Here is a 13,300-nt window from a genome sequence, read left to right on the forward strand (position 1 = left end):
CGAAGACATCGTAACTATACGTGGGACTACTTGTTCCCGCCATGTTGGCTGACTTAAGCTTTCCAAGTGCATCGTAGGTAAAAGTGTTGGCTGTCGTTGACGTCAATTGCACATTCGTCAAATCGCCATTGGCATTATAGCTATATGTTTTGCCATTAAACGCAGTCATACGATCTTGATCATCATAAGAAGCTGTGAAGCTAGATCCAGCAATCGATCCGCTGGTTCTATTGCCATTCGAATCATAGGTGTAAGAGCTGTAAGCAGCACTATTCTTCAACACTTGAGTTAAACGACCATTGCTATCATAAGTGTAGTCATAGACATCAGTTGTTCCTTGAATCGTTTCAGACTTTGAAGAAATTCTTCCAAGTAGGTCTCTCGTCAAAGTATACGAATAAAGAGTCGTCGGCGAACCCGATGTTGGTGTGTATGTCGCCGTATATGTGACAAGGTCGCCATAGGTGTCGTAAGTACGAACATCCGAAATTTTTCCAAGAGTTGTCGTGCTCAATCTTCCGGAAGGATATTCATAGGTGAGGGTCATATCACCAATTTGTGTTGGCTGATCGTCTCCATTATATGTGTAATTCCGAACATAGGTTGTACCAGATGATTTCCCCTGAAGAGTTCTTGAACTCACTCTGTGATAAGCATCATAGGCTAACGTCACCTTACCCCAAAGCGTAGCTGTTGAAGTCTGGCGCTGAGCATCTGTCGCCATGTTATACCCATACCATGACATTGTATCATTAAAGTCATCTTCCGAAGAGACGACATCATATTGATCCGAATTGGATTTATAGGTGAACGTCGCCGTACCACCAGAAGTTACACGGCTTGATAGTAGGCCCGTCGTCGAATCGTAATTCAATGTAACTGTGTCCGTGGTCGGTCTTGTAATCTGCGTAAGCTGTTTATCAAGATTATATGTGAAAGACGTATTCACAACAGAAACACCCGTCAGCGCCGGAGGCTCATAGGCAGATAGCAAATCCATCGCATTAAAGGTCATGACATGCGCTGGTCTGCTTGGCGGAGTCACTTGGGTCAAACGACCATTGTGATCATACGCAAACGATGAAACTCGCAAATCAGGATACGTCACCGACGTTACACGACCAGCCAAGTCGTACGCGTAGGCAGTTGCATTGCTTAAGACATCAGTAATTGAACTCAATAAGCCAGCACTATTGTAAGCATAAGTCATTGTCTTATGTGTACCTTGAGTCGTTTGGGAGATGCGGCCATGAGTATCGTAAGAAATTGAGTGAGCGGTATCGCCGCCCACCTGAAAGCTGGAAGGCAATTCGTAAGAATTATAAACAGTCGTAGCTGTCGCACCTTCCGGAGTTGTAACTACCGATGTACTTGTTGCCGCCGTGAACACTTGAGTCGTCGTCTTAGAGTTCATCGTCGAGGAATTAGTCAACGTCGTGAACTGGAAAGGATCTGTTACTCCGACTGGATAAACTACACTTTGGGTAAATGTTTGAACGCGATCAACAGAGTTGATTGTCAAATCCTCTTGAGATGATCGTTTATAAATTGCACCGAATCGCTCATCTGCTGCCATTGTATTTGAAACAGTTTGAATTGAGGATGAATTCGAAAATGTACTGCCTTCTGCAGACGTCGTATGTAACCCCCACGGCGTCACTGAACTTGCTGAACTATTGCCTGTCGTAAGATTCTGGCTTGCCGAGTAAGTCGAAGTCCTTCCAAGGGCGGAAGATTTACTTAGCACTGAAGCTGATGAATCACGAACCAACTGCCAGAAGTTACCCGCGGCTCCTTCATCTTTAGTCAAAAGACCATCTGAATCATACGTGAATGTAGAGGTTTCACTTTCAGGCGTAGTAAATGTCGCCATTAAGTCGGTACCGGACTGATATGTGAATGAATAGCTTTCGCTATTAGGATTTGTCACACTCGAAACCAGACCGTTGGTGCCAATTGCAATCGTCGTAACTTGCCCATAAGGGCCTGTTATACTTTGAAGATTTCCGCTGGAATCACGAGTCAAAGTAATAACGTTGCTAAATGCATCTGTGATTGTCACAAGTCGATCATTCGAATCGTATCCAAACGTGTACTTAGTTGCGCCGGTTAAGAATGTCTTTGTCTCAAGATGTTTGCCGTTTGAATCGAAAATGTAAACCTCAGATCCACCGGCATCAACCACCATCAAGTTGCCACTACTGAGAGTAGTGTATCCCGTAGGATATGCCGAACCAGAACCTAAAAACAACATCCCCTGAGAGGACGAATAAAAGTGCTGTGAAGAAACCGTCAGACCATTACTTCCAAAATAATTTTGAGCTGGAAGAGTTCTTCCAGAATAAGAACTAGCATACAAAGTAGTGTAGTATAGATCTACATTCGTACCCACGACCGGTATTTTCTCACCTACGGTCTGATTGTGAACACTGATTATAGATCCCGACTCAGTTTCAGGACACACAAGATTCGCGGTCCTCACATTAACGACAAAATTAACGACAATATTATATGAGCCACTGTCCGTTACATTTCCATTCGAATCTTTAGTAATATAAGAAATCGGAGTCGTTGTCGTGACGCTAAAACTACCGGGGTGCGTGGCCGTGAACATAAAGCCAAACCCACAATCCTCAGCAAAACCAGAAATTACCATTCCATCACAACTACTTTGTGTTGCCGAGTAGCTGGCTTGCGACGATCCACTGACTACAGTTGTTCCCACTGTAATGCTACTGTCATAGCTCCCTGGTGAAAGAGTCAAAGTATAATGCGTGCCCAAGGCATTACCTAGGCTCACACTTGCCGGGTTCGCCGTATATATATCACGATTTGAATATTTCTTGTCTGCTCTATTACCACTGAATGATAATTCGCCTCTGCCTGCTTCAAAAGTATAAACTTGAGTGGTGGAATTAACAGGCTTCGCACTGACTAATTGACTTGATGAGAGCAATAGCAATCCCAAGCATGTTCGCAATACATACTTCATACTTACCTCTAATTATTTTTTCAGGAATTTAGCAAGAGCTATGTCAATGAGGCCCTCTCTTCCGAAAAAGCCTCACAAACAACTTTCAGTTAACAATTTTAGAAAGATGATTTTAAACCGTGCAAGTTATTTTTATAAACTAGACCATGTTAATATACTTATTTTTGTTTTTACCGCTAAGTATATTTTGAATATGGTAATTGAATACTTACTAAATTATCTCGCAGCCGAGTTCATCAACGATTCAATTTTTTGAAGCTGATCTTCTTCTGCACGAAGACGCACTTGAATATGCTCAGGCACTTGTCCTTCTTTCAAAGTGCCAAGTCCTTGCACGTGATAGCGAATTTCACTAAGACGTTTATGCACTTTATCTTTCGCCCACTGCATAGCTGTCACTGATAAGAATTCCAGACGGAACCATACTGTTGAAATGTATTTTGGATCTTGCATCTCTTCCGGTTTGCGAGCAGCAGCGAAGTGTCCCCACACCATTTGTGCAATGAACTGACAAACCAAAATAACAATGAACAACATCACAAACTGCAAACTCTTGTCTTGGAAAGAGGCCATTCCACTAGAGTATCCCATATACAAAGTTTCGCGAACAGCACCTGCTAAGAACAACCCGAGAATAGCTCCTAAAGAAGAAACCATGGCGAACTCTTGGCCAAGACGTTTGCAATCTTGATTTAATCCACGAGTGTGCCACCAGAAAAGAATCATGCGGCCTACACGTTCACCTGCAATCAATCCTAAGGCTCCATTCAGTGAAAGTAGGTTCGTGAAAAGCAACCCCAATGCTAAGGCGAAAGTCCAAAACTCCATTTGTACGAGCAAGCTGATGACGACTCCCGCAAAGAAAAGGCCCATGACTGAAGGAAAGCGACCGTCAGCCAAGAAGAATACGAAATCACTCTCTCCCAACGTAGATTGTAAGATGCTGGCATTGCGAAGCATGATTTCGCTACCGAACAAAAATAAACCTGTAAAGAAGATCCATTTCAAAACGCGATCTACTTTGGGCGTGATAAACGCCGATAGGAACATCACTGAACAAATTCCTAAAAGCAAAAGACCGTTAAAGCTCATGAACAAACAACCCAGAATTAAAACCCACCACACACCGATGGTGCTTAAACACATCACCAAGGCCGCTGGTTGCAAACCCAAGATGCGCAAATTGAACAAAGCCATTCCCGCATACAAGGATTTTTGCGGCGACGCCTCAAGCACAACCACATCAAGGGCACGGATAAAGACGGTTTTCAAATTGCCTTCAAGGCCTTTTTCAAAGAACTTTCTTTGAAGCTTCGCCAAAACTTCTGCAGCGTACTTTTGCGAGTAAGCCAAGCCCACCATCATCAAAACAAAACTACCCAACCACATAAGAATCATAACGAACGACCTTTCCCTCAAAGGAATGAATCACACCCGGCAGTAATTCTTCAGCCTTCATTGGTCGTTTTACAACGACACGACGAACAGGCCAGCTTAAAGCCTCTTTCAAAACTAAAGAGGCATCTTCGTCATGACCGACAAGATCACGGAAGACCACCATCTCTTGCTTAGGCAAGGCGGATTTCTTTTTATGCGGGTACATAGGATCAAAATAGATAGAATCAATTTCAAACTGACCTTTGTGCTCTTGCAGGAACTGAAGACTGTCAGCGAAATACAACTGATAAGATTTTAAATATTCTTTTTCGGTCCTTTTAAAGGCTTCCGTCAATAGAGCATATAAAACAGGAGAACGTTCAACACCGGTCACTTGGAAACCCAATTGCATTAAGAAAACGCTATCGATTCCCATGCCCACAGAAAGATCCAAAACCTTACGGCAGCCTTTGGCATAACCCAAGGCTTTAGCGATCAGCTCGTTCTTACCTTGGTGGCCACGGCGTTGATAATCGAGATGGTTTTTATCAAAATCAATTTCTAAGGTGCGCTTTTCAGCGTCGCGAACAAAGACACGTTCGCCTTCCACGTGAAAGTGGAAAAAGAAGTCTTTGGTATCAGCAGGATTTATCGGGCATTTAAAGAATTCCGACCAGCGCAGGGCTTTTGCCATCCCCGCCTCGTCCGAAAGAATACAGATTTTCTTAGAGTCTAAGTGAGCAGATACCACAAGCACTCGAAGACCCAAAGGCCGATGGTTATAAGGAACAAAGTCAAACCGTGCCTATAAACCTGACGAAGCTCGCTGCCTACAGGGCTTGAAATGTTTTTTAATTTCGAAATGAAGCTTGAAGAAACTAAGAGCACAACAACTGAAAGATAGAAGCCCCAGTAAACACCAGCGAAGAAATAGTGATATGCCAAATTCATCGCAACAAATGCCAGCCACCAGAACGCTAAGAATCTGCGTGCGCTATCAAAACCCAACCAGTTGATTGTGTTTGTAAACCCCGCCTGGCTGCTTGCTAAAATATTTTTGAAGTTCTTCAAATGAACAACGAACAAAACACCCCAACCCCAAACGCAACCCAGCCAAAAACTTTCTGGGTCATAGTCAGCACCCATTGAAAGCTGATAGCCGATTGTTAGAAGAGGTCCGAAAAGAAGGAACAGAGCAACCTCTCCGCCGATTTGATATTTGAAAGAGTTTTGCTTTTTAAACTGCGCCCACAAACCCACTCCTACAGCGACGACCATCACGATAGAAACTTGAGGGAAAGCAAAGATTACTGGCACCGAACACACAAGGGACAAAATCAAAAATAATGTTGAGAAATTCTTAACTTGAATCGCTGACAGCCAACCGTTCTGAATGGAACGACTGCCGCTGTTTTCAAAAATGCGATCAATGCCTTTGATATGATCTAAGAAATCATTGCGAAGGTTGACCGAGATAAATCCAAAGATCAAACCCACCGTGGAAATCACTGTCACTAAAGAATCGCGAATGGTGCGGTCCACGATATTTTTTGTCAGGATCAAAAACAGAGGAACTAAAAGCAAAAGAAAGCTGCGAACTTTCAAAGCTTTGACCATCACCACTGTCCACGGAGGACGCTCCACTTCGCTGAGAGGAACAATCTTGAAAGTCACCGTCTCTGAAGACGAATTCACATTCAACGATTGCACCGGCAAAGCTCTTTTATCGGAAGAAAATGTTCCCAATAAATAAGACTCAAATTCCGGAGAATTCTTGGAAAGAGTGACGAACTGGCTGCTCACTAAGGTTTCCTTCTCCAGTACAAGATCTCTGTCAAAGGACGAAGTTGGTCGATCAACTTTTCCTCACCTGGCTTCAGATGTTTCTTCAATCTTTCCAAGTGGTGATCGTACATTTTGATCAGGCCCTCGTTCATCTTGTCGAACTCTGCAAGTTTTGCATCGAACTGTGCTTTACCACCGATGCTTGCATAGTATTCTTCAAGGTTTTTGCTTTTCACGATTTGATCGATCTCTTGACGAGTGCGACCACGACACACGAAAGCCCCGAATGAATTCAAATAGCCTGATTTCAAATCACCAAGGATCGCTTTGCCTTCGTCGTTACGAATATCGTAATCAAGTAGGTCATCGCTGCGTTGGAACAGTTGGCCCAGCAATGTGCCCATCTCTTCCAAAATCTGATGAAGTTCTTCATCATAGCGTTCTTGCGCAATGAAGGGCGCACGAATACACCATTTGAACAAACTTGCCGTTTTCAAATTATGAATACGATCCAATTGCTCAAGAGTCACAAAGAAGTCGCCGACAACAGAATCCTGCAACCACTCCCCTTCAAGAAGATCGGAAATCACTTCCGCTGTGTACTGAACAAGTTTGATGTTGCCGTAACCAGAAAGATTCACCATCACACGAGCGAGCAAGTAATCACCCGCAAGCACTGCGTACTCGGGAGTGTACTTCAACCACGCCGCCGTTTTTCCACGACGCATATTCGAGCGATCAATCAAATCATCATGAAGCAAAGAAGCGTTGTGAATGAACTCGATTGTTTGCGCAAGAACGTGTTCGGCTTTTCCATCCAAAGAAAGATTGGAAGCCATCATGCGAATCAATTTTGCGCGGAAGCCTTTACCGCCAGAAAAAAGATCATCGTAAAGCTTGTTCAGCTTGGGTAAATAGGCAGGGAAATCCCTGGAATCATAGACTTTCAGATCAATGACGTTGCGCGACAATGATGGCTCCTCGGTGTGACGTAAAATTGTCCAGTTATGTGCTTGCTGTCAAGGGAGTTGAGGCCTTAAAGTTCGAGACATTATGAATCAAGTCTTTAAAACGAAGAAGACCCTGACTTTCAGGGAAGCAGACCCCGCTAGAATCATGTTTTTCGGGAATATTTTCGGCTTTGCCCACGATGCTTTCGAGCAATTTATTTTGGACGCTGGCTATACTTGGAAAGAGTATTTCCAAGACCCCAACTATGCGATTCCCTTGCGCCAGACAGAAGCAAACTATCTCGCCCCCTTCTTTCCGGGTGAAACTTACGATATTGCGGTTACTGTTGCTAGTTTTGGCGAGACTTCCTTCAAAATGAAATACGTCTTTGGTCAGAATGGAAAGACCCATGCGGTTGTGACAATGGTTCACTCTGTTCTGAATATTAAAACCAAGCAAAAAGCAGCGATTCCTGATACCATGAAAGCTCGTCTGGAAAAATACTTGGAAGCCGTAGGAGCAAACTCTTAATGGAAGATTTCAAATTCACTGGCAAAGAATGGTGGCGTGAAGGTGTGCGCTTCGAATGCACAGGCTCTGGCAAATGCTGCACGTCCCACGGAGAGTTCGGTTTCGTTTATTTGAATTTGGAAGACCGTCAACGTTTTGCCAAACATATGGGAATCTCGACATCGCAATTTACAAAAAAATATTGCGAAAAAACCGGCGGCATTTGGCATTTGAAAGAAGATCCAAAAAATCCAGACTGCATGTTCTTAGTAAACGGAAAATCATGCGGTCAGTATGAAGCTCGCCCAACACAGTGTCGCACATGGCCGTTCTGGCCTGAAGTCATGAATGCAAAATCATGGGCTAAAGACGTCAAAGCCTTCTGTCCTGGCGTCGGTCATGGCCCTGTGATCCCCGCTGAAAAAATTGAAAAGCAATTGCGCGAACAAATCGAAAGCGAAAAAGGATGGGGAAAATAATCAGCCAAACCCCATTCCCTTTTTATTTTTTCTTTATTTAGATATTCGTACATTTCCAAATTCGCTCGAATGCAATCTTCGTAAATCAAGTTGAGCCGTTCAAACGTTCAAAAAATTGACGTAAAATTCGAAAGTCCAGGATTTTAACATTTGGTAAATTCCCCTCGAAAATATGGAAATTTCGGTCCACCATTTTACGGTGGAGGCTTTTTCTATGAACTTCTTATTTCGCGTTTTTGTTTGTGCTTTGTTAACTTCATCGTTTCTGACCGCATGCTCTTCCTCATCTTCAAGCTCATCATCAGCATCCGAAGACACCTCGGCCAGTGGTGCCGCTGCAAGTTCAGTGGGCGGAGCCCTCGCTTCGAGTGACTCTTCGAGCACGGTTTCTGAATATCAGCACAAAACATTCATGGATCTTTTAATCCCGAAAGCCCTTGCTACCAATTCGTGCCCAACGATTGCAGCAGGTGGAACAGGATGTGCGGCTAATGGTAACGATGTCGATTTAACTTACTCGGCATGCAGCTTCGGATCTTCAAGCGCTACCTGGAGCGGCACGCTTGAAGTATCCTTGATTAACGGAGGCGCCATCACTTGCGGCACATTCCCAGATCGCGCGGGCTCCCGTCTTGCAAATAACGATGGCATTCTTCGTCAGTTTGTTTCCAGCGGAAGTCCTGGCACAGCAACTCGTACGAATTCACGCGGCACTATTGTGACAATTGATCACGCTAGTGCAAATCTTGCGAACTTCGATACAGGAACGACAATCTCAGCAAATATTGGCTCTGGTTACGGTTCGAAGGTTGTTTTCGACGGATCAGGCGGTCGTAAAGAGGTTCAAGTTCGACAAAGAGTTTATACTTCAAGTTACGATCATTCTATCGACGCGGATTTAACATTGTCGGAATCATCAGGGACTCGCACAATTACTGGTGGGACCGTGAAGGTCTACCACAATAAACTTCGTGTCGTCGGAACTTCTACATTCACGAACGTGGTTTACAACCAACAATGCTGTACTCCCGTTAGCGGTACGATCACAACATCCTTTGCCGCTGGCGCCCACGTCTCTCCAACAGTCATAGGATCAGCTGCTGTTGGCAAATCTGAAACTTTGACGTTTACAGGTTGTGGCACTGCCACGTTAACAAATACATCGGGCACGACTGCCGATGTAACTTTGAACAACTGTCTCTAATCTGAAAATTTTCACCTCTCGCATTTCCAAAAAGGGACCGCTAAACCTGTGGTCCTTTTTTTACATCTCAACTTGAGACACATATCTTACATCGGTCATAAGACTGTTAAGATTCTCATTCTGAATCTTAAGGTGGCCTAGTCATCTGACGAAAAGTACGGAATGAGGAACGTGGGCTCACGCATTCTATTTTCATTATTTCTTTTAAGCCTTGCGGCGTTGACGGCGTGTAACGACCCTGACGTCTCTGTTGGTACTTTAGGGAAAAAACTTTCTGCGCCGGTGATCTCTGGCACGAGCCCCTTCGATCAAAATTTCGATACCAATAACTACGTTCACATCACAGGAACTTGTGACAACCGTGTAGGTGATTTGTCTATCAGTTTTGTCTTAAGTGACACCTCAGGAGCAGCCACGACATCAGCAGCCACCGCTGCCACGATTGCTGCAGCAGCGGCTTGGCATACTCCTCCGTCAAGCCCGAATGTTTCAAATACGACTTTATCAACGACACTTATTAACGATACGAATTGCGCAGATGGATCTTTCGACTTTTATTTAACGAAAGGCGATATCAATTCATTGTGGGGGTTTGATCCAAATAGCACTTCTATTTCCGTAGAAGAAATTCAAATGAAGGGCGCCACAGCCATTGGTGACACCAAGGTCTTGACTTTGATTGATCCTCATAGTGGCAGCAACATCGTGGCCTCTAAAATTACTATAGAAAAGCAATGGCCTCGAGGATTTGCCGGCTCAGACCGCTGCGAGTCTTTCAATGTTTATCTTACTGATAGCAACGGTAACTATGCCACCTCTTCGACGGCTGTCAGCTTCTCGGTTTCTGAAGCCATTGGCAACGGAACCGCTTCGAATCTTTTTGCATACAGCACTTGGGATGACTGCAACAACTATATGACAATAGCAGGCGTGCAAACATTCTCGATCCCTGCCGGATCAAATAGTGCACAGATCATCGTAAGAATGCCAGCGGACTCTGCTGATTTTAATCAAACGTTCTCGTTAAAGGCTGCATCTTCAGGTTTGACCTCAGCGGCGGCTGAAACATTTATTCTGCGCGACGGTTCGTCGACGTCTTTGCATTGGGTGGCTCGCGATCCGAATATGGCCATCCGCCCTCACAAAGATATCTGTTATGCTTTGAATTTTAATCGTTATCTTTACACGGGCTCACTGGATTCATCTGCTGGCGGCGGTGTCACGTTCTCTTTGAACCCAGGCAATACGAATTTGAAATTCTATTCAGACAGCAGCTGCGCAAGCAACATTTCAAGTTTAACGTTTGGAACCAGCTCCGCGACAGCCAATGCCTATGTGAAATATAACTCTACTGGCAATGAATCCGGTGACTCTCTTCGCATCAACGTCACAATGACTTCGACAGCGACAGGGTATGACTTTGCTCCATTTTATATTGATGTAGACACGAGCAGCAGTGCGACTGTGACACAGCTTCAGTTGATGGGACCTAATGAGGTGATCCGTGACCAGTGTACGGCTTATATGGTTTCGCGCGATAACAGTCATTATTCACCGATTCCCGACACTTCAGCTTTATCCATTACAATGAGTTCAACAGTTTCAGGTGCATCGTTTTACACCGACTCTAGTTGCGCCAGCACCGCTCAAACAAATTTCACAATCAACGCCGGCGAAGAGTCTGTGATCTTATACTTCAAGACATCCGATTCGAATGCGACAGCAGGCACTTACAATATGGTCGCAGCAGCCACCGGTCTGACGAGTGCCAACCAAAGCTTTACTTTAAAATTACTAGGCAATCATGTGTCATTCAATCCAACGGCTAGCGTAACTGTGGGCACGTGTGTGCCTGTTCGAGTTTACCCAATGGATAATGTGGGACTGGTTCCGGCCTCTGGAAATATTGGCTTCTCTTACACTATTACTTCGACAGCTCAAGGCGCATTCTATACGGATGCAAGCTGTTCAAATCAAATCGCCACTGGAACTACTGCAACCTTAAGTCCTTATGATTCGAATGCCTATATGATTTATACGATGACCACTGACAATAGTGCCGCCACGTACTTTACATTCCAGGCAACGGTCACCCTCGGAAATTCGACGTCGACCAATAGTTACAATATGACGATTCAGCGCTAGATCTTCGATTTCAAGAGCTTTAAAAGCTCTTCGCGGTCTTTCTCTGGATGGACCGTGAAGGTTTCTGTGTCGCCTTCGACGCTCGCGAACGTTACGGCTTGAGTTTCGTCGATGCAAACATCCAGACAGCTTGAAGTCACGATGCGGATCTTTGAAAGATCGCCGCTTTCTTTGAAACTTTTCTTAAGGAATGTTTTGAGATTTTCCCCCGCGTTGCCCTCTTCTTGCAACGAAGATGCTGAAATAGATTTCGAGCATTTTGTGCAGACAAGAACGACGGCTTCTGACCACGGTGTCTCTTCTTTTTTTAACATAGCGTTCTCCTTAGTGCACTCCACTGAATTTTCCCCAGATCTGTGCGGGGAATTTCACTCACAAAGTGGATCTTTCTAATTTTTTCATACGGCAGAACTTTTTCTCCATATGAATCAGCAATCTTTTCTGCAGACTCTTGGCTTAAAGTCGTAGCCATATGAATCTCAGCCCCCAAGCGTTCGGAGGGCATATCCAACAAAGTAATATGTAACGGCCAATGAGGATTCAATTCAAGAGCGGTCTGCTCAAGCATGGCCCGAAGTCTTGCGACATTCGTTCCCTCGCCCCCGATTTTGACATAGTCCTTGCTACGACCCAATATTTTAAGTGCCTTACCATGAACTTCGCCACGATCTTCCGAAGTGAACCAACCTTTAATCTTTGGGTCCCAATGGCGAACTCCCTCTTCCGAATTTTGCGCATAGCAAGTGAAAAGCGACAATGCCTGTAACTCAAGAAAGCCTTCTTCAGAGGTTCTTGCCTGTGCATGACTTAACAATTCAATTTCTGGATATTCTAACGATTCAAGGGATTGCAAAGATGCCGTGGCGATTTGTGAGGCTGTTTCCGTCATGCCGTAACTAGGAAGAACAGGCCACCCTAATTTGCGAGCCTGTTCAAACAGCGGAAGATCGAAAACTCCCCCACCGACGACAATTGCGCGCATCGATTTCGGAGCCTTAAGATTATTGGCGACCAAGTCATACACTTGTGTTGGAACCAACGCTGAAAGAGTACAGCCTTCGTCCATTAATATTTTATAGAAATGATGAACGTCCCACTTGTTATCTTTCAATGCGTTCACAACACGGGAACCCGCCAGCTCAGCCCGAATTTCAATTCCCAAGCCACCGACGTGGAAATGCGGAAGCACCTGAGTCCATACGTCTGTCACTGTCGCTTGCAAGTGGCCATTCACTGCCGCGGCAGAAGCCATCAATGCCTTCTTTGATAAAGCCACAAGTTTTGTTGCACCGACAGAGTCTGCAGTAGAACCTGACGTTGCAATCCATACGTGATTTTTCAAACCAAGTTCATTTTGTACTGTTTCTGCTAATGAATATAATTTGTCATAGTCCGCTTTAGGAAAGCGCGGATTAAGAAGGATCACATTTTCTTCCGACGATAAGTTTATCGGAGCTTTATGTGATGCCATGACATTTCCTTTAAAAGCTCATCGAAGCCCACACCCGTCCCTTTAACTCGACGAATGAAAGGACCTTTCACATCAAGCTCGGCAGAGAAACGATCCATCTGATACAAGCGATGGGTCAGACACCCTGCTTGTAAAATCAAATCGCCGTGAGCTTTTTTAAGCTCCATCGCGACCGTGATGGCGTGAGCCACGCCGACTGGATGATCCATATAGCTTGTGACAGTCGCTTTCAATCCACGCTCTTGGCAATGATAAATCGCCGCATCGACATCCATCTTTGCAGGCTTAATCACGATCACATCAAAAGGATTTTCTTTCAGCTGATCCCAACGAACTTTATGGTATTGATTGTCGATAGCGATGGGAGCAAGTTTTTTGGCTTCAAG

The 13,300-nt window shown here is 44.6% G+C and carries 10 protein-coding genes and 2 pseudogenes; 4 read left to right on the top strand and 8 right to left on the bottom strand.

Going from position 1 to position 13,300, the window contains the following annotated elements:
* From VF412_RS16395 to VF412_RS16415, 5 genes and pseudogenes are all read right to left on the bottom strand, one after another.
* Positions 1 to 2,992: pseudogene (locus VF412_RS16395) on the bottom strand (hypothetical protein); the annotation flags it as partial.
* Between the two features lie 216 nt (positions 2,993 to 3,208).
* Entirely contained in the window at positions 3,209 to 4,390 is a 1,182-nt protein-coding gene (locus VF412_RS16400) for a hypothetical protein (protein WP_331340345.1), read from the bottom strand.
* A complete protein-coding gene (locus VF412_RS16405) occupies positions 4,368 to 5,063 on the bottom strand; it encodes a class I SAM-dependent methyltransferase (protein WP_331340346.1) in 696 nt (231 codons plus the stop codon). Before VF412_RS16405 ends, VF412_RS16400 begins: the two co-directional genes overlap by 23 nt.
* A gap of 38 nt (positions 5,064 to 5,101) precedes the next feature.
* A complete protein-coding gene (locus VF412_RS16410; RefSeq protein ID WP_331340347.1) occupies positions 5,102 to 6,172 on the bottom strand; it encodes a prenyltransferase in 1,071 nt (356 codons plus the stop codon).
* Positions 6,172 to 7,125, bottom strand: coding sequence for a polyprenyl synthetase family protein (locus VF412_RS16415; RefSeq protein ID WP_331340348.1), 954 nt, complete (start codon positions 7,123 to 7,125; stop codon positions 6,172 to 6,174). Before VF412_RS16415 ends, VF412_RS16410 begins: the two co-directional genes overlap by 1 nt.
* An 82-nt stretch (positions 7,126 to 7,207) precedes the next feature.
* On the opposite strand from VF412_RS16415, the gene VF412_RS16420 reads away from it, so the two are divergent.
* The 4 genes from VF412_RS16420 to VF412_RS16435 all read left to right on the top strand — a co-directional run bounded on the left by VF412_RS16420 (position 7,208) and on the right by VF412_RS16435 (position 11,443).
* Positions 7,208 to 7,636 (top strand): acyl-CoA thioesterase, encoded by a 429-nt coding sequence (locus VF412_RS16420; protein WP_331340349.1) that lies wholly within the window; start codon positions 7,208 to 7,210, stop codon positions 7,634 to 7,636.
* Positions 7,636 to 8,094: a YkgJ family cysteine cluster protein gene (locus tag VF412_RS16425; RefSeq protein WP_331340350.1), complete on the top strand. Its 459-nt coding sequence runs from the start codon at positions 7,636 to 7,638 to the stop codon at positions 8,092 to 8,094. Before VF412_RS16420 ends, VF412_RS16425 begins: the two co-directional genes overlap by 1 nt.
* 214 nt (positions 8,095 to 8,308) lie before the next feature.
* Positions 8,309 to 9,298, top strand: a complete 990-nt coding sequence (locus VF412_RS16430; protein WP_331340351.1) for a hypothetical protein — start codon at positions 8,309 to 8,311, stop codon at positions 9,296 to 9,298.
* A gap of 162 nt (positions 9,299 to 9,460) precedes the next feature.
* Positions 9,461 to 11,443: a hypothetical protein gene (locus tag VF412_RS16435; RefSeq protein WP_331340352.1), complete on the top strand. Its 1,983-nt coding sequence runs from the start codon at positions 9,461 to 9,463 to the stop codon at positions 11,441 to 11,443.
* Here the strand turns inward: VF412_RS16435 and VF412_RS16440 are convergent.
* The 3 genes and pseudogenes from VF412_RS16440 to VF412_RS16450 all read right to left on the bottom strand — a co-directional run.
* Entirely contained in the window at positions 11,440 to 11,757 is a 318-nt protein-coding gene (locus VF412_RS16440) for a (2Fe-2S) ferredoxin domain-containing protein (protein ID WP_331340353.1), read from the bottom strand. The two genes, VF412_RS16435 and VF412_RS16440, sit on opposite strands and share 4 nt — an antisense overlap.
* Positions 11,751 to 12,914, bottom strand: a complete 1,164-nt coding sequence (locus VF412_RS16445) for an AMP-binding protein (protein WP_331340354.1) — start codon at positions 12,912 to 12,914, stop codon at positions 11,751 to 11,753. The genes VF412_RS16440 and VF412_RS16445 overlap by 7 nt, the downstream gene beginning before the upstream one ends.
* A pseudogene (locus VF412_RS16450) lies at positions 12,890 to 13,300 on the bottom strand (hypothetical protein); the annotation flags it as partial. The gene VF412_RS16445 and the pseudogene VF412_RS16450, both read right to left, overlap by 25 nt.

This window comes from Bdellovibrio sp., from assembly GCF_036384735.1.
Classification (GTDB): Bacteria; Bdellovibrionota; Bdellovibrionia; order Bdellovibrionales; family Bdellovibrionaceae; genus Bdellovibrio.